Annotated in this window: 11 protein-coding genes and 1 pseudogene; 8 read left to right on the forward strand and 4 right to left on the reverse strand. The window is 71.7% G+C overall.

From position 1 onward, the window contains the following. Window positions 1-5: 5 nt before the first annotated feature. A complete protein-coding gene (locus JKJ07_RS02885; RefSeq protein WP_202989575.1) occupies window positions 6-1,253 on the reverse strand; it encodes a glycoside hydrolase family 140 protein in 1,248 nt (415 codons plus the stop codon). A 118-nt stretch (window positions 1,254-1,371) separates the two neighbouring features. Here JKJ07_RS02885 and JKJ07_RS02890 point away from each other — a divergent pair, with 118 nt between their 5' ends. The 8 genes from JKJ07_RS02890 to JKJ07_RS02925 all read left to right on the forward strand — a co-directional run bounded on the left by JKJ07_RS02890 (window position 1,372) and on the right by JKJ07_RS02925 (window position 11,270). Then, complete coding sequence (locus JKJ07_RS02890; RefSeq protein ID WP_202989576.1) at window positions 1,372-3,006, forward strand: extracellular solute-binding protein; 1,635 nt, start codon at window positions 1,372-1,374, stop codon at window positions 3,004-3,006. Then, window positions 3,003-3,959, forward strand: a complete 957-nt coding sequence (locus JKJ07_RS02895; RefSeq protein ID WP_307834097.1) for an ABC transporter permease — start codon at window positions 3,003-3,005, stop codon at window positions 3,957-3,959. The genes JKJ07_RS02890 and JKJ07_RS02895 overlap by 4 nt, the downstream gene beginning before the upstream one ends. Then, window positions 3,959-4,846, forward strand: a complete 888-nt coding sequence (locus JKJ07_RS51570) for a carbohydrate ABC transporter permease (protein ID WP_202989577.1) — start codon at window positions 3,959-3,961, stop codon at window positions 4,844-4,846. The genes JKJ07_RS02895 and JKJ07_RS51570 overlap by 1 nt, the downstream gene beginning before the upstream one ends. After that, window positions 4,830-7,121 carry a glycoside hydrolase family 2 protein gene (locus JKJ07_RS02905; protein WP_307834098.1) on the forward strand — a complete coding sequence of 764 codons (2,292 nt, stop codon included), beginning with the start codon at window positions 4,830-4,832 and terminating at the stop codon, window positions 7,119-7,121. The genes JKJ07_RS51570 and JKJ07_RS02905 overlap by 17 nt, the downstream gene beginning before the upstream one ends. A 45-nt stretch (window positions 7,122-7,166) precedes the next feature. Next, window positions 7,167-7,895 (forward strand): FadR/GntR family transcriptional regulator, encoded by a 729-nt coding sequence (locus tag JKJ07_RS02910; protein WP_202989578.1) that lies wholly within the window; start codon window positions 7,167-7,169, stop codon window positions 7,893-7,895. 3 nt (window positions 7,896-7,898) lie between these two features. Next, window positions 7,899-9,542 (forward strand): D-apionate lactonase family protein, encoded by a 1,644-nt coding sequence (locus JKJ07_RS02915; protein ID WP_202989579.1) that lies wholly within the window; start codon window positions 7,899-7,901, stop codon window positions 9,540-9,542. A gap of 77 nt (window positions 9,543-9,619) precedes the next feature. Then, window positions 9,620-10,366: an SDR family NAD(P)-dependent oxidoreductase gene (locus tag JKJ07_RS02920; RefSeq protein ID WP_202989580.1), complete on the forward strand. Its 747-nt coding sequence runs from the start codon at window positions 9,620-9,622 to the stop codon at window positions 10,364-10,366. Between the two features lie 25 nt (window positions 10,367-10,391). Then, window positions 10,392-11,270, forward strand: a complete 879-nt coding sequence (locus tag JKJ07_RS02925) for an LLM class F420-dependent oxidoreductase (RefSeq protein ID WP_202989581.1) — start codon at window positions 10,392-10,394, stop codon at window positions 11,268-11,270. Here the strand turns inward: JKJ07_RS02925 and JKJ07_RS02930 are convergent. The 3 genes and pseudogenes from JKJ07_RS02930 to JKJ07_RS02940 all read right to left on the reverse strand — a co-directional run. Then, on the reverse strand, window positions 11,243-12,289 hold the full coding sequence (locus JKJ07_RS02930; protein WP_202989582.1) for a hypothetical protein: 1,047 nt from the start codon (window positions 12,287-12,289) through the stop codon (window positions 11,243-11,245). The two genes, JKJ07_RS02925 and JKJ07_RS02930, sit on opposite strands and share 28 nt — an antisense overlap. Beyond that, window positions 12,286-12,837 carry an RNA polymerase sigma factor gene (locus tag JKJ07_RS02935; RefSeq protein ID WP_307834099.1) on the reverse strand — a complete coding sequence of 184 codons (552 nt, stop codon included), beginning with the start codon at window positions 12,835-12,837 and terminating at the stop codon, window positions 12,286-12,288. Before JKJ07_RS02935 ends, JKJ07_RS02930 begins: the two co-directional genes overlap by 4 nt. 31 nt (window positions 12,838-12,868) lie before the next feature. Next, a pseudogene (locus JKJ07_RS02940) lies at window positions 12,869-19,552 on the reverse strand (SDR family NAD(P)-dependent oxidoreductase); the annotation flags it as partial. Window positions 19,553-19,600 lie beyond the last annotated feature (48 nt).

Here is a 19,600-nt window from a genome sequence, read left to right on the forward strand (position 1 = left end):
CGCGATCACCGGCTGAACAGGATCAAGCTGTCCGAGAGGTATTCCGGCTGCTCCACGACCGTACGGCCGTTCTCGTGGCGGACGACGGCGCGGTCCTCGTTGCGGGCGCCCAGGTTCCAGCACGTCACCGCCCAGTCGCGCAGGTCGACGTCGAGGGTCACGGCGAACGGGTGGGGCAAGTAGAGCGCGGCCCGATCGGCGCCCAGACCGAAGTGGGCGCCGCTGCGGTCGGCGAGCACCAGGTCCGTACGGGAAACCAGGTCGTGAAGATCGTGGGATTCGACGATGCGGCGCAGGAGGCCGACATCCCACGCGCCGTCGAAGCGGAGGGCGACGTCGGCCGGGAACGGGGTGCCGGAGAAGTGTTCGCCGTTGAAGGGCTCGCCCGCGCGGTGCCAGGACCAGACGCCGTGGGCGCCGTAGCCGAGACCCGCGCCGGAGCCGGACAGCACTGAGGTCCACGAGGCCAGCCGTACGTCGTACGCGGTGTGCCGGCCCGCGCCCTTGCCGTAGCCGTGGCCCTCGTAGCAGGGCTCCATGCTGACGATCGGGTGCCGGACGGGCAGTTCCCGCAGGGCGGCCGCCTGAAGCGCGGGCTGGGTGTCCCACTCGTCGTCGTGACCGGCCTGGTACGCGTAGAAGTCGATCAGCTCGGTCAGGTGCGGCGGCTGGGTCACGAAGACGCCGGGGTGCAGGGTGCGCAGGTTGTCGGGCGCCTTGTCGCGCAGCCGGTGCAGCACCCGCTCGTAGCGCTCGACCGAGCGGGGATCGGTGAAGTTCTCGTCGCCGCTCGCCGCGAAGAGCACGCCCAGGTCGGCGAAGGTGGCGATGACCCGGTCGACGTGCTCGTCGGTCTGTTCCTCGGTGAGCACCAGCTCCGGCGTGAGGTCGGCACCCCACGTGCCGGGCACGTAGTTGCACCAGAGCACAACCAGGATCGGCAACAGGCCGTGCTCGATCGCTTCCTCGCACATCGACCGGGCCTCGGCGTAATACGCGGGGTCGGGCCGGTCGAGGTCGCCGTCGAGGAACGGCTCGCGTTCGCCGGCCGAGGCGCTGCGGTCGTGCGGGATCGGCAGCACGTTGATGTTCAGCGCGTTGAACCCCTGGCGGCGCCGCAGCCGCAGGTAGGAGCGCCACTCGTCGCGGGTGGGCCGGGTGAACGCGCCCCAGATCGTGTCGGCCAGCAGGAACGCGGGCTCGCCGTCGACGAGAAACCGGGGCGTACGGGGATCGATCGTGACACGCGGCATGGGGCGCGGCTCCATTCGTGCGGCTGGATGGAAATCCACTGTTTACATTCGACGAATTGGCATGTCAGCATACGGCATACCATCCGACCGAGTGACACCCGTTGAGGAGTGACCCGACATGAAGCACCTCAACCGGAGGACCTTTCTGGGCCTGACCGCCGGGGTGGCGGGCGCCGCCGCGCTGGGCGCGTGCAGCGACAGCGGAAGCGGCAAGTCGAACGTGCCCTCCGGCGACAACGCGAGCGTCAAGCTGCCCGACGCCGCGCCCCGCAGCCCCCTGCCCGGCCAGCTCACCAGCACCGTCCCCGGCGTTCCGGCCGCGTACACGCAATATCCGGCCGACCCCGCCCGCACGGTGACCACGCCGCCCGGTTCCGGCGGCGAGATCACCACCATGCAGATCAACTTCGGCGCTCCCCCGCCCGCGAGCAGCCGCTGGCAGGAGGCGATCGACAAGGAGCTCAACGCCCGGATCAAGGCGACCCTGGTCTCGGACGCCGACCTCGCGCAGAAGACGCAGACCTACATCGCCGGCGGCGACATCCCGGACGTGTTCTATCTGCACCTGCAGAAGGTGCCGGCCGCCCTCAAATACGTGCAGCAGGGCGCGTTCATCGAGCTGTCGAAATACATCGGCGGCGCCGCGGCCAAGGACTACCCCAACCTGGCCGCCCTGCCCGAGATCACCTGGCGCAACTCGGCGGTCGGCGGCGGGCTCTTCGGCGTGCCCCGCGCGGTGCCGGCGGCCAACACCGGGCAGCCCTTGTTCCGCGGCGACTGGCTGGCCAAGCTCGGCGGGAGCGCCCCGACCGACGCCGACTCGCTCTACGCGATGCTCGAGGCCTTCTCGAAGGGCGGCAACTACGCGTTCGGCGCGATCACCCCGTGGGACCAGGAGTTCGTGCTCTCGATGTTCGGCGTGCCCAACCAGTGGCGCCAGAACGGCGACGGAACGCTGGTCAAGGACCTCGAGACCGACGAGTTCGCGGCCGCCCTGGAATATCTGGCCAAGCTCTATCAGGCCGGCGGCTTCCACCCGAACGCCGTCGGCAACGGCTGGTCCGAGGCGCAGGACCTGTGGACGAGCGGCAAGACCGGCTTCTTCGGCGGCAACATCCTGGCCTCGATGACCTATCTGCGCGGCACGCCGATCAAGGGCGTGGCCGACATGGTGGCCGACATCCGGCCGTTCATCGCGCCCGGGCGCACCAGCGGCGCCAAGCCCGGTTTCTACGAGGGGCCGGCCGGCTACGGCATCTTCGCGATCCCGTCGAAGCTGGAGAAGGACGAGAAGAAGGTCCGCGAGCTGCTCGGCGTGCTCAACTACTTCGCGGCGCCGTTCGGGAGCGCCGAGTTCACGCTGATCAACTATGGCGTGCTGGGCCACAACTACACGGTCAAGGACGGCATCCCGACCCCGTCGCAGGACCCGGCCCGGCAGGCCGAGCTGGCCGCGCAATATCTGCCCAGCCCCGGTGAGGCCAGCATCTACATCCCCGGGCCGCCCAACCAGTCGCAGCAGGTGCAGAAGTATTTCGAGCAGGTGCAGCCCGACCTGATCCCGAACCCGGTGATGACGAAGGTCTCGCAGACCAACATCTCGAAGGGCACCACGCTGGAGAACCTCGTCAAGGACAACTTCAAGCAGTTCGTCAGCGGTCGCCGGCCCCTGACCGAGCTCGAGGAGTTCCGCAAGACCTGGAGGGAGCAGGGCGGCGACGCCGTACGCCGCGAGTTCCAGGACGCGCGGTGAGTCTCACCACGGCCGAGCCCGTACGGGAAACCACGGCAGCGCCGCCGGAGAAGCCGAAGAAACGATCACGGATGCGTCAGCACCCCTGGATGTATCTGTTCATCCTGCCCGGCGTGCTGTACTTCACGGTCTTTCAGTACCTGCCGCTCCTCGGCAACCTGGTCGCGTTCAAGGACTACTCCCCGTTCCTCGGCTTCTCGGCCAGCCCGTGGGTCGGTTTCAGCAATTTCACCGGCTTGCTGACCGACTCCGAGTTCCTCACCGCGCTGCAGAACACCCTGCTGATCAGCCTGTTGCAGGTCGTCGTGGCGTTCCCGGCCCCGATCCTGCTCGCGCTGCTGCTCAACAGCCTGCTCTCCGACCGGGTCAAGCGCTGGGTGCAGTCGGTGGTCTATCTGCCGCACTTCTTCGGCTGGGTCATCGTCATCTCGATCTGGCAGGCCGTGTTCGGCGGGGTCGGGCCGATGGCCGAGCTGCTGCACGCGCTCGGCTTCGGCCAGCAGAACGTGATGGCCAACCCCGACACGTTCCTGGCCCTGGTCACGGCCCAGGTGGTCTGGAAGGAGATCGGCTGGGGCACGATCGTCTTCTTCGCGGCGATCTCGGCGATCCCGGTCGAGCGCTACGAGGCGGCCGCGGTCGACGGGGCCGGCGGCTGGCGGCGTACGTGGCACGTGACGCTGCCCGGCATCAGCAGCGTCATCGTCCTGCTGCTGATCCTGCGGCTGGGCACCGTGCTCAACGTCGGCTTCGAGCAACTCCTGCTGCAACAACACGCGGTGGGCGCGGACGCGGCTCAAGTGCTCGACACGTACGGGTATTTCCGCGGTGTTGTCGGCGGGGAGTGGGGGCTGGCCACCGCGGCCGGACTGGTCAAAGGCATCGTCGGCACGGCTCTCGTGATCGCGGCTAATTCGATCGCCAAAAGGGCCGGGCAGGGAGGGCTGTTCTAGTGACTACTGTGAGCCGGCCGCCGTGGATGGCCCGGCCGTCCTGGCCCGTCCAGGCGCTCAAGGCCGTCGTGATCGGCGCCATCGTCCTGGTGATGCTCTATCCGCTCGTCTACGTGGTGGCGACCAGCTTCTCGGCCGACACCGGCACGGTCGCCGGCACCGGGCTGCTGCCCGAGCACTACTCGCTGCAGGCGTACAGGTCGATCTTCGCGGGCAACGTGGTGCTCCGCTCGCTGCTGGTCTCGATCGGGGTCACGCTGATCGGCACGGCGCTGTCGATGGTGGTGTCGATCGGCATGGCCTGGGGGCTCAGCCGCACCCGGGACGTCCCGGGCAGCCGGTTCGTCCTCTACGCGGTGCTGGGCACGATGCTGTTCACCTCGGGCATCATCCCCAACTATCTGCTGGTCAAGTCGCTCGGCCTGCTCGACTCGTACTGGTCGATGGTGCTGCCGGTGGTGGCCAACGCGTTCAACATCGTGGTGCTGCGCAACTTCTTCATGGAGATCCCGCGCGACCTGATCGACTCGGCCAAGATGGACGGCGCCTCCGAGTGGCAGGTGCTGGTGCGCATCGCGCTGCCGCTGTCCAAGGCCGTGCTCGCGGTCATCGCGCTGTTCTACGCGGTCGGCTACTGGAACGACTTCTTCAACGCGCTGATCTACGTCAACGACCACGCCAAGTGGCCGATCCAGCTGGTGCTCAACCAGTACGTCGTGCTGGGCGAGAGCATCAACCAGGCCGGCCCGCCGACGACCGCGCACCTGCCGGTCGAGTCGCTCAAGATGGCCGTCGTCGTCATCGCGACCGCCCCGATCCTCGTCGTCTATCCGTTCCTGCAACGGTATTTCACGAAGGGCATGCTGACCGGTGCGATCAAAGGTTGACACGGGCTGGACGCTGCACGGCCCGATGGAGGCGCCGGCCACTGTCCCCGGCTGCGTCCACACCGACCTGCTGGCGGCGGGGCTGATCGAGGACCCGCTGCTGGCCGACAACGAGAAGACCAGCCAGTGGATCGGCTGGGCGGACTGGGAGTATCGGACCGTCTTCCCCGGCGTCACCGCGGAACAGGCCGACCTGGTCTTCCACGGGCTGGACACGGTCGCGACGATCACCTTGAACGGGATCGTGATCGGCACGACCGAGAACATGCACCGCACGTATCGGTTCCCGGTGCGCGAACTGCTGCGCGACAGCAACGAGCTCAGCGTGCATTTCGCGTCGGCCGAGCGCTTTGCGGCCGATCGGGGCGGCGAGGACTGGCCTAATCCCTTTCACCGGCCCTACCCGGTGATCCGCAAGAACGCCTGCAACTTCGGCTGGGACTGGGGACCCGACCTGGTCACCGCGGGCATCTGGCGGCCGGTCGAGCTGCACACCTGGCACACCGCGCGCCTCGACTCCGTCCGGCCGGTCGTCCGGCGTACGGGGAAGGGTTGGTCTGTCGCCGTGGCCGTCGAGATCGCGCGGGCCGCCGACGACGAGGTGACAGTGTCGGCCGACGTGGCCGGAGTTTCCGCCCGTACGCGAATCGACGGCACGACGGCCGAACTCGTGCTGGAGGTGGCGGATCCGGAGGTCTGGTGGCCGGTCGGGCATGGCGAGCAGCCGCTGTACGAGTTGACCGTCCGGCTCGGCGACAACCTCGACGTGTGGCGGCGGCGGATCGGCTTTCGCACCGTCGAGCTGGACACCAGCCCGGACGAGATCGGGTCGCGGTTCGTGCTGAAGGTCAACGACAAGCCGGTCTTCGCCCGCGGCGTCAACTGGATCCCCGACGATGTGTTCGTCAGCCGCGTCACGCCGCAGGACTATCGCGAGCGGCTCGGTCAGGCACTCGAGGCCAACGTCAACCTCGTACGGGTGTGGGGTGGCGGGCTGTACGAGAGTGACGACTTCTACGACGTCTGCGACGAGGTTGGGCTGCTGGTGTGGCAGGACTTCCTCTTCGCCTGCGCGGCCTATCCGGAGGACAAGTGGCTCGCGGGTGAGGTCGAGGCCGAGGCGCGCGAGCAGATCGTGCGGCTGGCCCCGCATCCGAGCCTCGTGCTGTGGAACGGCAACAACGAAAACCTTTGGGGGTACGAGGATTGGGGGTGGCCCGCGCAGTTGCAGGGCCGGGCGTGGGGCGCCGGCTACTACCTCGACCTGTTACCGCGGCTGGTGGCCGAGCTCGACCCGGCGCGACCGTACTGGGCCGGCAGCCCGTGGTCCGGCTCGCAAGACCTGCACCCCAACGACGACCGGCACGGGGTGAGCCACCTGTGGGACGTGTGGAACGACAAGGACTACCTGGCCTACCGCGACCGTACGCCCCGGTTCGCCGCCGAGTTCGGCTATCAGGGGCCGCCGGCGTGGTCGACCGTTGTGCGCGGCATCGGTGACGCGGCCGAGGGACATCAGAAGGCGGCCGACGGGCACGCCAAGCTCGCCCGCGGGCTGACCGAGCACTTCCGGTCACCGGACGACGCGCACTTCCGCACCCAGGTGGTGCAGGCCCGAGCCGTACGGGTGGGGGTCGAGCATCTGCGGGCGGCCCGGCCGACGTGCATGGGCGCGATCTGGTGGCAGCTCAACGACTGCTGGGCCGGGCCGTCGTGGTCGGTGGTCGACGGGGACGGACGGTTGAAACCCGCCTGGTACGCGCTGCGGGACGCGTACCGGCCGCGGCTGATCGGGCTCGACCCGGACCTGGTGGTGGTCAACGACACCGACGCCCCGTGGACCGGGACCGCCACGGTGACCCGGTACGACCTCGCCGGCACGGTGCTCGAGTCGGTGCTCGTCGACGTCGACTGCCAGCCCCGCTCGGCCCTGCGGATCCCCACGCTGACGTCGGCCTTCGTCCGCGCGACCTTCGACGGGGAGACGGCCGATTGGCTGCCCGACCTCGGCCTCCCGGTCGCCCGTCTCACCGCGTCCTGCGTTCCCGCGCCGGGAGGTTACGTCGTCGAGGTCAAGGCCCACACCCTGCTGCGGGAGCTGTGCCTGTTCCCCGATCGGCTCGACCCGGCGGCCACGGTGGACACCATGCTGGTCACACTGCTGCCGGAAGAGCAGACCCGATTCACCGTACGGTCCGGGAAGGCGCTCGCGGCGGCGGACCTGACGACGGCGCCCGTGTTGCGCTGCGTCAACGACGGCCTGTCCATTCCCTGATGCATTTGGCATGATGGAATGCCACAGACCTGGAAAGGCGGACCGTTGACCTCCGAAGACGTGCAGTTCCCGACGCTCGAGCGCAGCCCGACCCTGTCGGACCGTGTCACCGACAGTGTGCTGCAGATGATCACGAGCAACGCGCTCAAGCCCGGCGAGCGGCTGCCCTCCGAGCGTGATCTGGGCATCAAGTTCGGGGTGTCGCGCACGGTCGTCCGCGAGGCGCTGCGGTCGCTGGCCGCCAAGGGTGTGCTCGACGTGCGTACGGGCAGCGGGGCGATCGTGGCCCGGGTCGGGGTCGAGACGGCCAGCCAGACGCTGCGCCTGTTCGTCCAGGGTTCGCGCGCCGGCTCGGATGCTCTTCACTACGACCAGATCAACGACGTACGGGAAATGCTCGAGACCCGGGTGGCCCGGATCGCCGCCCGGGCCGCGCAACCGGCCGACCTCGACCGCCTGCGCGAGCTGCACGAACAGATGAAGAAGGCCAAGAACGACGTCGAACTGGCATCGAGCCTCGACGTGGCCTTTCATCGGGAGATCGCGGTGGCCACCGGCAACCCGCTCTTCGTCGTCATCATCGACTCGATCGAGCCCGCGCTGCTCGAGATCCGCCGCAAGACGCTGGGCTCGGCCGGGCGGCCGACGAAGGCCCTGCGCGCGCACGCCCAGATCCTCGAACGCATCGTGGCCGCCGACGCCGAGGGCGCCGAGTCGGCGATGAACGAGCACCTGGCCGACTCGCGGGCGGTCTGGGCCCGGCTCGAGAGCTGAGCCTTGGCCACCCTGCGCGCCCCGGGCGCAAGCCTCACCCTCGACGGCGGCGCGCTGCGTGACCTGCGCATCCACGGGCATCGGGTGCTCGACGCCATCACCGTGGCCGCGCGGGACGCCTCGTGGGGCACGTTCCCGGCCTCTGTAGACGCTTCCGTCGACGGCTCGGCGGCCGCCTTGAGCGGTACGCACGGGGACGTCTTCGCCTGGAGCGGGCGGGTCTCGGTGGCCCCCGGCGAGATCCGGTTCACGATGCGCGGGCGGGTGCTGCGCGACTTCGACAGCCGGCGTGTCGGGGTTTGCCTGCTGCATCCGCTCTCGCTGGCCGGAGTTGATTTTCACACCGACACCGGGCCGGGCGTCTTCGGCATGGCCATCAACCCGGGGACGCCGGCCAGCGGCTTCCGGCGGCTGCAGTACGACGTGGGATGCCCGGTGGAGATTCTGCTCGAGGGGCCGGCCTTCGAGATGGAGGACCATCGGAACTGGTCTGATCCGGGGTGGAAAAGCTACTGCCCGCCCCTGAGCGACCCGCAGCCACTCCGTCGCCACGCGGGTGAAGAAGTGGTGCAGGCGGTCACGATCCGCGCCCGCCCCAGCCTTGTACCCGTGATCTCGCTGGTCGGCCGCGGCGCAGTCAGGCTGTCATTGACCGGCCACAGCGCCTCCTCGCTCAGCCACGCCCATATCCCACCCGCCCCGGCCGGGCACGACCCCACCTCCCGCGGCCCGGGCGGCTCCACCCAACTCCTTCCCGCTCCAGCTGGCCACGATCCGGTCTCGGTGGCTCTGATCGGCCGGGGGCCCGACGAGCTTGCTGCGGGTGCGCGGGTTTTGGCGGGGCGTCCCGGCCTGCGGCGGGTCGCGGTTTTCGACCCGGAGACGCACACCACCGCGCCCGGCTCGGTCGAGCTGGTCCGGTCGGTGCTGCGCGAACATGGCTGCGCGGCGGCGGTGGGCGGCGGCTCGCGGGCTCACCTGGCCGAGCTGAACCGGCTCGACGAGATCGGCGACTGGGACTTCTGCACCTTCCCGATCACCGCTCAGGCCCACCACAGCGACGACGCCTCGATCCTGGCCACGGCCCGGGCCATGCCCGCGATGATCGCGACGGCCCGCCGCATCCTGCCGGGGCGGCCGATCGTCGTGGGGCCGCTGGCCTTCCGCCGTCGGGTTGACGCGAACTGCCCCGCCACGCCGGACGATCCGCCCGACGACCGCGAGACCGAGCCGCTCGGCGCCACCTATCTGCTCGGCGCGCTGCTAGGGCTGCGCGGGGCCGAGGCGCTGGAAGTGCTGCTGGCTACGGACGGCCCGTCCAACGCCCGGCCCGCCCCAGCCGAGGCGCCGCCCTCTCCGCACCGCCCGCGCGGGGTCTCGAACACAGGCCTGGTCGTCACGGCCTCACCCGGCGCGGCGCTCTCTTCGTATGGCATGACCTCACCCGGCGTGCTGCTGGCTCGGCTCGGGGCGCTGAGGGGACGGCCCTTCGTCGATCTGCCGACGGGCCACCCCGATGTGCTTGCCGCCACCGTCCTCGGCGGACCCGTGCCGATGACGCTGGTGGCCAATCTTGGTCGGGAACCGTTCGAGATTCTCGGGCATGTGGTCGCCGGGCACGGCCATCTTGTTGTCGAGCAGGAGTAGCCGCATGTCCGGGTTTACCTCGCCACCCATCGGGCGCCGGCCACCAACCAAACTCGTTGTCGAACAGGAGCAGTCGCATGTCCAGGCTGAGCGGGAAGTCCGGTGTCGTCACGGGGGCGGCTGGGGGGATCGGGGCGGCCGCGTGCCGGGCGTTCGCGGCCGAGGGGGCCTTTGTCGGTCTGCTCGACCGGCCGGGGCCGGGCCTCGACAAGCTGGCCGCCGAGCTGGGTGACAGGGCGATCGCTCTGCCGGCCGACGTCACCAGTGAGCCCGAGGTGTCGGCGGCGTTCGGCACGTGGGGGCGGCCGGCCGATTTCGTCTACGTCTGTGCGGGGCAGCAGCTGCACGACGTCGACGGTCCGATCGGCGATGTGACGCTGGAGACCTGGGACTCCACGATCGCGGTCAACCTGACCGGGGCGTTCCTCTGCGTCAAGCACGCGATCGGCGCCCTGTGTGCGGCCCCGGCCGGGTCGTTGATCCTGTGCGGCTCGCCGACCGGGCTGACCATGTCGGGTGCGGGCAACACCGCGTACGGGGCCTCGAAAGCCGGAATGATGGCGCTGGCCCGCATCGTCGCGGCCGACTACGCCGATCGGAACGTCCGGGCCAACATCATCGTGCCCGGCACCACCCGCACCCCGCTGATCGAGCCCCTGCTGGCCGACGACGACATCCACGCGGCGCTGCTGGCCGGCGCCCCGATCGGCCGCATCGGCACCCCCGACGACCTGATCGGCATCGCCGTCTTCCTGGCCTCCGACGAGTCCCGCTACGCGACCGGCGCCACGTTCCCCGTCGACGGCGGCCTCACGATCCGCTGACACATTTGCGACGTACTGTTCGGGTATGACACAGAGAATCGTCAGCGTGTGGCAACCGTTCTTCCTCGGCGCCGAGAGCCCGCAGGCCGCCCGCGAGGCCGCGATCGAACTCGAGGAGCTCGGTTACTCGCGGATCTGGTTCTCCGCGGGCTTCGACGAGCAGATTCCCACTCGCTTCCGGGAGCTGCTGGACGGCACCCGGAGCATCGGCGTCGCCACCGGGATCGCCTCCATCTGGCACACGACGCCGGCCGAGGTCGCGGCGCTGACCGAGGACGCGGAGAAGGCCCACCCCGGCCGGTTCCTGCTCGGGCTCGGCACCAGCCACGCCGTGCTGGTCGACGGGGACGGCGCCCGCTACCGCAAGCCGTACTCCAAGATGGTCGAATATCTCGACGCCCTCGACGAGGCCGGCCTGGCCCCCGAGCGCCGCGTGCTGGCCGCGCTCGGGCCGAAGATGCTCGAGCTCTCCCGCGACCGTTCGGCCGGCGCCCACCCGTATTTCACGACCCCCGAGCACACCGCCGAGGCCCGCGCGACGCTCGGCCCCGACCGCCTGCTCGCGCCCGAGGTGGCCGTGGTCGTCGAGCCGGACCCCGACCGCGCGCGGGCGATCGCCCGGCAATACACCGCCGGCTATCTCACGCTGCCGAACTACACCAACAACCTGCGCCGGCTCGGCTGGACCGACGCCGACCTGGCCGACGCCGGCAGCGACCGGCTGATCGACGCCGTGATCCCGTGGGGCACGGCCGAGCAGGTCGCGGCCGGCCTCGAGAAGCACTACCAGGCCGGCGCCGACGAGGTGGCGATCCAGGTGCTCAACGGCGGCGACAACACCGCCTTCCCCGCCGACGCCTTCCGGGCCCTGGCGGGCTACTTGCAGCCCAAGCCCTCCTTGTAGCCGCGGGGCTCCTGGCCGGCCACGGCCTTGTCCGCGTACTCCCAGAGCACCTCGGACCAGTCGCCCGGCGCCTCCATCTCCTTGAGGACCTTCCAGTTGTGGGTGCCGCGCAGTGCCTGAGTCGCCTTGGCCAGCGCGGCAGAGTCGCCGGCCTGCTTCGCCCGCGCGTGCTCCTCGAGCCAGCCGCAGGCGACCGGGCCGGTGACCTGGGCCCCGAACTGGTAGGGGTCGTTGACGCCGAGCCCGCTCAGCACCGACTTGTCGAAGCCGGGCGGCAGCGGGATGTCGGCCAGCACCTTGTCGAGCGCCTCGTCCTCGCGTTCGGGGGTGACGATGCTCGCGGGCAGCGCGGCCAGCCAGGTCTCCACGTCGACCTGCTTGACCTTGGCGATCGTCTGGTCGAAGGTCGCCCTGGTCCAGCCGCCGCCGGTCCGCAGCTCGACGAAGCTGCCGCCGTGGGGCTCGGTCATCGCCGCGAAGTCGTCCTTGCTGTACGTGAAGACGTCGGCGTCCCACCCGGCGACCGTGGTGGCCTCGGGCTTGCTGACGTTCTCGCGGTCGCGGTGCCGGTCGTCGTAGCCGTCGGCCGGATACCAGTTCATCTCCAGGCTGCGCTTGCCCTTGACGAAGTTGATCGTGCCGGAGTCCTCGGTGAAGCCATAGACGTGGTCGGCCGTCCAGCCGGGCTCGTCGATCAGCAGGCGCGGGTTCCTCTCAGCCGCCGCGAGGGCCACCGGCGAGAACCGGGCGCCCTTGCCGGCGGTGGCGGGCAGCGAAGTGGCGGGGGCCGCCTCGGGGCCGGCCGGGGCGGCGGGGTCGTCGCGCATGACGAACGTGACCGCCAGCAAGCCGGTGACGGCGGCGGCCGCGGCCAGGGCCGGTCCGAGCCGTCGGATCAGGGAAAAACGGGGCTGGTCGCCCATGATCTCCTCCAGGAGAGCTTGCTTCTCCGCGCCCACGTCGATCCGGCGGTACGGGTCAGCCGCGCGGATCACCTCATCGATCATGTCCTCGGTCATCGGCCCTCCTCCGGGGTGATTGCGGTCAGGACGTCCAGCACATGTCCGTCGTAGCGCGGATCGTCACCGAGAATCTCGCGGACCCTCGCGCGGGCCCGGGAGAGCCGGGTGCGGACCGCCGCGGCGCTGATCCCGAGCACGACCGCCGCCTCGCGGGGCTTGAGCTCCTCCCACACGGTCAGCGTCAGCACCTCGCGGTCGAGGTCGCCCAGCCGGGCCAGCGCGTCGTGCACGGCCAGCCGCTCGGTCACCTCGGCGCTCGGATCCCTGGTGGCCAGCGACAACCGGCGGCGCAGCCGGGCCCCCAGCCGCTCCCGGCGCAGCCCGGCCCGATGATGATTGGACAGCACCAGGCGGGCCACGCCGTACAACCAGAGCCGGGTCTCGTCGTCGGCGGGCACCTCCGTACGGCGGCGCCAGGCCACCAGGAAGGTCTCGGCGACCACGTCGGCCGCGTCGGCGGGCTGCTCCACCCGCCGCGTCGCGAACGCGAGCAGGGAGTCGAAGTCACGCTCGTACGCGCGTCGGAAGCGTTCCTCGTCGTTCACGCTCACCCCATGTCCGGCTGCCCTCCCATCGTTACCGCGAGTTCACGAACGTGCGAATCGCGGCCGCGATCGCGTCGGGGTGGTCGAGCATCGTGAAGTGGTCGCCGGGCACCTCGACCCGCTGGTGGGGGCCGGAGCGGGTCGCCCGCCACTCCCCCGCGGGCATGCCGGCGCGCGGTGCGGAGGCCGCGATCAGCAGGGTCGGCGTGGTCAGCGGGCCGGGGCGCCAGCCGTGCATCAGGCGCAGATAGGTGCCGACCGTCAGCATCGCGGTCTGGTCGAGATGACCCCGCAGGCGACCCAGGCCGTCCGTGATCAGGGCGGCCACCCACTTCGCGGCGTCAAAGCCCAGATCCACCTCGTACGTGTCCAGCAGCACCAGCGCCGAGGCCGGGGTGCCCGCGGCTTCCAGGCGGGCGGCCACCGCGTGGGCCAGCAGGCCGCCGCTGGACCGGCCGACCAGCACGAGCGGACGGTCGCCGGCCGCTGTACGGGCTGCGGCTGTCAGGTGGTCGAACAGGTCTTCGCGGGTCTCGGGCAGGTGGGCGCGGGTCGCGAAGCCGGGCAAGGTCAGCACCGAGGCGCCGCCCAGCGTGCGGGTCAGGCCGTGGAACTCGGCCGCCCCGGCCGGGCCGAGCGACGGGACGCCGACGATCGCCGGGCTGGTTCCGGCATCGTCGCGGCGGGCGAGGGACAACGGCGGGGCGGTCCGGTCGGCTACCGGGAGACCGGAGGCGCTGATCAGCAGGTTGACGGCGAGGCGGGGGTCGGCGTCGGCGATCGCGTAGAACATCTCGGGCAGCGAGTGCTCCAGCTCCACTGCGGGCACCGAGTAGGCGGAGGCCCAGGGAGCGGAAGCCGCGACCGGAGAAGCCGCCACCGGAGAAGCTGCGGCCCGTGAGGGCGCGACCGGGGTGGGCGAGGGCGTAGCCGTGGCCGCCTTGCTCAGCTCCCCCGCGATCCACGCGGCCAGGGCGGCGGGAGTCGGGTGGTCGAAGACGACGGTGGCCGGCATCGCGACCCCGGTCGCGGCGACCAGGCGGGTTCGCAGCTGGATCGAGCTGACCGAGTCGAGGCCCTGGTCGGTGAACGCGCCCCGCACGTCGACGGTCGTGGCGTCGGCCTGGCCGAGTTCGGCTGCCACCTCGTCGCGGACCAGGGTCTCGAGGGCGGCCGTCAGCTCGTCGCCGGTGAGGGCGCCCAGGTCGGGCCGGGCGACGACGGGGGCCGGGGCGGCGGGGGCCCGGGACGGCAGGTGCAGCGGGGCCAGCACCGGCTCGTCGGAGCGCAGCGCGGCGTCGAAGGCGGCGGTCACCTCGGACGGCGTCATCGGGCGGATCCGCGTACGGGAAATGGGCATGCCCCCGTCGAGTGCGAGCGGTCCCCAGGCCAGTGAGAGTGCGGGCTTCCCGGCGGAGTGGCGGCGGCGGGCCAGGTCGTCGAGGAAGGCATTGCCGGCGGCGTAGGCGGCCTGGCCGGCGTTGCCGAGCAGGCCCGAGGCGGACGAGCAGAGCACGAACGCGGCCAGGTCGCCGGTCAGCTCGTCGAGGTGCCAGGCCGCGTCCACCTTGGGTCGGAGCACGGCGTCGGCGCGTTCGCGGGTGAGGGTGGCCAGCGGGCCGTCGTCGATCACGCCGGCCGTGTGCACGACGGCGGTGACCGGCGGGTCGGCCTCGGCCAGCACGGCGGCCAGCGCGTCCCGGTCGGCGACGTCGGCGGCCCGTACGGTGACGGTTGCGCCGGGCGCCTCGAAGGGCGTGCCGCTGCGGCTGACCATCAGCAGATGCTTGACGCCGTGCTTCGCGACCAGGTGCCGGGCCAGCACCCCGGCCAGCGCCCCGGATCCGCCGGTGATCAGCACCGACCCGTCCCCGAAGCCGGTGGCCGGGCCGTCGGTGGTGGCTCGCACCAGCCGCGGCACTTCAGCTCCTTCGACCTGACCCGGGTATTCGGCGGCGGCGACCCGGGCCAGGGCCGCGACGACCGGCGAGGTGTCCTCGACCACGACCCGGTCGGGCCCGCTCAGCGCCTCGCGCAGGCGGGTCGCGGCGGACCAGAACTGCTCGTGGACCTCAGCCGGTGTCCGAGCGGCAACGAAGTCAGGTGTCCGCACCGGAACGGGGTCGGATGTCCGCGCGGGACCGGGGTCGTGCGTCCACACCGGCCGATGGAGCGGGACGGGCAGCGGCCGCAGGGTCAGCCGGGACACCTCCAGCAGCGGCCGCCCCGACGGCTCGGCCAGCTGCACGCCCAGCGTGTCCGGCCCGCTCAAGGTCAGCCGGACCCGAGCCGCGGGCGTACCGGAGCCGTAGCGACGCACGCCCGACCAGACGAACGGCAACCGGGGCGTGGCGTCCCGCTCGGCGGCCAGGCGGGCCGGGTGCAGGGCCGCGTCCAGCAGCGCCGGGTGCAGCCCCGACCGTCCCCCGGCAGCGGCGGGCAGCCTGACCTCGGCGTAAACAGTGTCGCCGACACGCCAGGCCGCGGTCACACCCTGGAAGGCGGGCCCGTAGTCACCATCGTCGTAGAGCCCGGCCAGGTCCAGCGCTTCCGCGGCAGGCGGCCACGCCGCGGCCCAGTCCCAGGACGAAGCCGAGTCCGTGCGCGGCGAGCAGTGACCCGAAGCGTGCAGGTCGTCGCCCGCGTAGATCTCCAAAGTGCCGTCACGCAGCACCAAGCGCAGCTCGATCTCGTCGTCGGTGACCGGGAGTGGGCGGGTGATGGTCAGGTCGTCGAGCACGGGCAGGCCCGCCCGTTCGCCGAACGCCGTGGCCAGCTCGACGAAGAGCGTGCCGGGCACGATTGTCTCGCCGCCGATCCGGTGGTCGCGCAGCCACGGGTGGGTCTCGGGCGACAAGTGGGCGGTGGCCACGTGCTCGCCGCTGCCGGGCACCTCGACCACCGTGTCCAGGCCGGCGGGCACGCGGCGCGCGGTCGACGACAGCCAGAAGCGCTTACGGTTGAACGGATAGGTGGGCAAGTTCGCGGCCGTCCGGGCGTCCGCGGGCCCGAGCAGGGCGGCCCGGTCGAGGTTCACCCCGTGGGCCCACAGCGCGGCCGCCCCCGCCTGCGACGCCACGAGCACCCCCTGCGGGATCAGCGGGGTCAGCGACGCCGCCGGGCTCATCTCGACGACCAGGGCGGGCAGGGCGGCCACGGCGTCGCCGAAGCGCACCGGCTGCCGGATCTGCCGCGTCCAATATCCGGCCGAGCGCAGGTCGTCGCCCACGGCCAACCGGCCGGTCACCGTGGAGAGGATCGGCACAACCGGTTCCCCGTACGGGATCGTGGCCGCGACCCGCTCGAACTCGGCGAGCACGGGCTCCATCCGTACGGAATGGAAAGCGTGACTGACCCGCAGGGCCGTGGTCCGGTGGCCGTTCTCCCGCAGGGAGGCGGCGAGCGCCTCGACCGCCGCGGTGTCGCCGGAGATCACGACCGAGCGGGGCCCGTTGATCGCGGCCACGTCGACGCCCGGGGTCAGCAGCGGGCGGATTTCGGCCTCGGAGGCGTCCACGGCGATCATCGCCCCGCCAGCGGGCAGCGCACCCATCAGCCGGGCGCGGGCCGACACGAGGGTCGCGGCGTCGGCCAGGGTCAGGATGCCGGCCACGTGGGCCACCGCCAGCTCGCCGATCGAGTGCCCGACCAGCACGTCCGGCCGCACGCCCCAGGCCGTCAGCTGCCGGTATGCGGCCACGCCGTACGCGAACAGGAAGGGCTGGACATACTCCGTACGGGAAAGGTCTTGATCTGGATTGCCCAGGGCGTCCATCGCCTCGGCGAACGCGGACCGGAAGACCTCGTGGGGCAGCGCACCCGGCCGTTGCGCGCCCTGCCCCGGGAACGCGAACGCGACCTTGCCCGCGGGCCGCCCGTCACCGGTGACCAGCTCCGGATGCGCGTGCCCGCGAGCCAGGGCGACCAGCGCGTCCCGGGTTCCCGCCGCCCGGAAGCGTTGCGCCGCCTTGACCCCGAGCGCCGCGGGCGACAAGCCACCGTGCGACAGCAGGCGCTCGGCCTGCCGCCGCAACGTGATCGCGTCGGCCGCGGACACCAGCAACGGACCGTCGGCGAGTTTGTTGTCACGCGCCGGAGACGCCGGCGCCTCCTCGAGGATGACGTGCGCGTTCGTGCCCGAGATGCCGAACGCCGACACCCCGGCCCGGCGCGGCGCCGGCGACGCGGGCCAGTCGCGGGCGTCGGTCAGCAGCGTGGCGTCGCCGGCGGTCCAGTCGACGTGCGGGTTGGGCCGGTCGACGTGCAGGGTGCGGGGCAGCCGGTCGTGCCGCATCGCCTCGACCATCTTGATCACCCCGGCGACCCCGGCCGCGGCCTGGGTGTGGCCGACGTTCGACTTGATCGAGCCCAGCCACAGCGGGCGGCCCGCGGGCCGGTCGCGGCCGTAGGTGGCCAGCAACGCCTGCGCCTCGATCGGGTCACCCAGCAGCGTGCCGGTGCCGTGCGCCTCGACCGCGTCCACGTCGGCGGCGGTCAGGCCCGCGTCGGCCAGGGCGGCCCGGATCACCCGCTGCTGGGCCGGGCCGTGCGGGGCGGCCAGCCCGTTGGAGGCGCCGTCGGAGCCGACCGCCGAGCCGCGCAGCAGGCCGAGCACGGGGTGGCCGTGCCGCTGCGCGTCGGAGAGCCGTTCGAGCAGCAGCAACCCGGCGCCCTCGGACCAGACCGTGCCGTCCGCGTCGGCCGAGAACGCCTTGACCCGGCCGTCCGGGGCGAGCCCGCGCAGCCGGCTGAAGGCGACGAACGGGGCCGGGGTGGCCATCACCGTGGCGCCGCCCGCGACCGCCAGCGCGCAGTCCCCGGCGCGCAGGGCCCGGGCGGCCTGGTGCAGCGCGACCAGCGAGGACGAGCAGGCGGTGTCGATCGTGACGGCCGGGCCGGTGAGCCCGAACGTGTAGGCGATCCGGCCCGACGCCACGCTGCCGGCCGAGCCCAGCCCGAGGTGGCTCTCCAGTTCGGCGCTCGGCTCCTCGGCGCGCCCGGCGTAGTCGCGATACATCAGGCCCACGTACGTGCCGGTGTCGCTGCCGCGCACGGTGGCCGGGTCGATTCCGGCGCGCTCCCACAGCTCCCACGCCGTCTCGAGCAGTAGCCGCTGCTGCGGGTCCATGGCCAGCGCCTCGACCGGGCCGATCCCGAACGGTGTGGGATCGAAATCGGTCACGTTGTCGAGGAAGCCGCCCGCTTGGGCGTACGTGTGGCCGGCCGCGTCCGGGTCGGGGTCGTAGAGGTCCGGATCCCAGCCGCGGTCCTGCGGGAACGGCGTGATCGCGTCGATCTCCTTGTCGACCAGCGCCCACAGGTCCTCCGGCGACGTCACCCCACCCGGGTAACGGCAGGCCATGGCCACGATCGCGATCGGATCCTGAGCGACCGATTTGTCGCTCTTTAGTTCATGCCTGATCACCTTCCCGGATGCGGTGCGCGGGATTTCCGTGATCAGATGGATCTCGTCGGGCGCCTTGGCCGCGGACATCCTCTTCCGTACGTCCTTGAGCAGCGCGCTCGGGTCGACGTATCTGTCCGCAGGCACCACATAGGCCACGGCGACCTGCCCGAGCCGGTGGTGCGGCCGCCCGGCCACGGCCACGTCGGCCACCCCCGGCAGCTCCCGCAGCACATTCTCGATCTCGGCCGGGTGCACGTTCGCCCCGCCCCGGATGATCAGGTCGCCGGCCCGCCCGGTCAGCACGAGCTGGTCGCCCTCGAACCGGCCCAGGTCCCCGGTGCGATACCAGCCGTCCAGGTCGGGCTGCCCGCGATAGCCCCGCATGACCGGGCCGCCGACCAGCACCTCGCCCTCGGCGCTGATCCGCACCGGGGCCAGCGGCCGCCCGACCGAGCCGTCGGCCACGATCTGCTGACCCGGCTGCTCCATCGCGATCGAGCCGCACGTCTCGGTGCTGCCGTAGCTGTTGACCAGCGGCGCCCCCAGGGCCCGGCGCACCGCGACGCGCAGGGCCGGCGGGCAGGGCGCACCCCCGGTGACGCACATCTTGAGCGTCGGCACGTCGAGGGTTCTGTCCTTCAGAGCCGCCAGCAGACTGTGGTACGTCGTCGGGACGCCGGTCAGCACGGTCGGCCGCACCCGTTCCAGGGCCTCGATCAGCTCGCCCTCGGACGGGTGGTCGAGGATCGTCGCCCGCGCCCCGAGCACCAGGACGCCGAGCACGCAGCGCGCGTGCCCGAGCGCGTGGAACATCGGCAGCGGCCACAGCAGGTGATCGTTCGCGGTCATACCCAGGTGGTCGACGAACATTCGCCGGGTGTTGGACAGCCACACGCCCTGGCTCGACACCACGCCCTTGGGCCGCCCGGTGCTGCCCGACGTGTAGTGGATCCACGTGTCCTCGTCCGCGCCCAGGTCGTCGCGGGCCGTCCCGCCCCGACCGGCCTCGACCAGGTCGTCGACGGTGACGCCGTGCGCGCCCACCACTACGGCCGGGTGGCAGTCCTCGGTGAAGGCGGCCAGCTCGGCGGTGGACGCCCGGGGGTTGACCGGCACCCCGATCCCGGCCGCCCGTACGGTTCCGAGCACCGCCACGGCCAGGTCGGGCCCGGCGGGCAGGCTGATCAGCACGGGCTCGCCCCGCCGATGCCCGCGAGCGGCCAGCCCGGCCGCGAACCACCGGGTCCGCTCCTCCAACCGGCCGAACGTCAACTCGTCGTACGCAGCGTGGTCCGGCCGCTCGGCAGCGTGACGACGCAACAGGTCCGGGATCGTCTCCAGCACCCGGCAACCATG

This window comes from Paractinoplanes lichenicola (assembly GCF_016785085.1).
GTDB lineage: Bacteria > Actinomycetota > Actinomycetes > Mycobacteriales > Micromonosporaceae > Actinoplanes > Actinoplanes lichenicola.

What these genes read in the sequence shown, in the direction of transcription:
- JKJ07_RS02885 (WP_202989575.1), bottom strand. Translation starts at nt 1,253, where the DNA reads ATGCCGCGTGTCACGATCGATCCCCGTACGCCCCGGTTTCTCGTCGAC.
- JKJ07_RS02890 (WP_202989576.1), top strand. Translation starts at nt 1,372, where the DNA reads ATGAAGCACCTCAACCGGAGGACCTTTCTGGGCCTGACCGCCGGGGTG.
- JKJ07_RS02920 (WP_202989580.1), top strand. Translation starts at nt 9,620, where the DNA reads ATGTCCAGGCTGAGCGGGAAGTCCGGTGTCGTCACGGGGGCGGCTGGG.
- JKJ07_RS02925 (WP_202989581.1), top strand. Translation starts at nt 10,392, where the DNA reads ATGACACAGAGAATCGTCAGCGTGTGGCAACCGTTCTTCCTCGGCGCC.
- JKJ07_RS02930 (WP_202989582.1), bottom strand. Translation starts at nt 12,289, where the DNA reads ATGACCGAGGACATGATCGATGAGGTGATCCGCGCGGCTGACCCGTAC.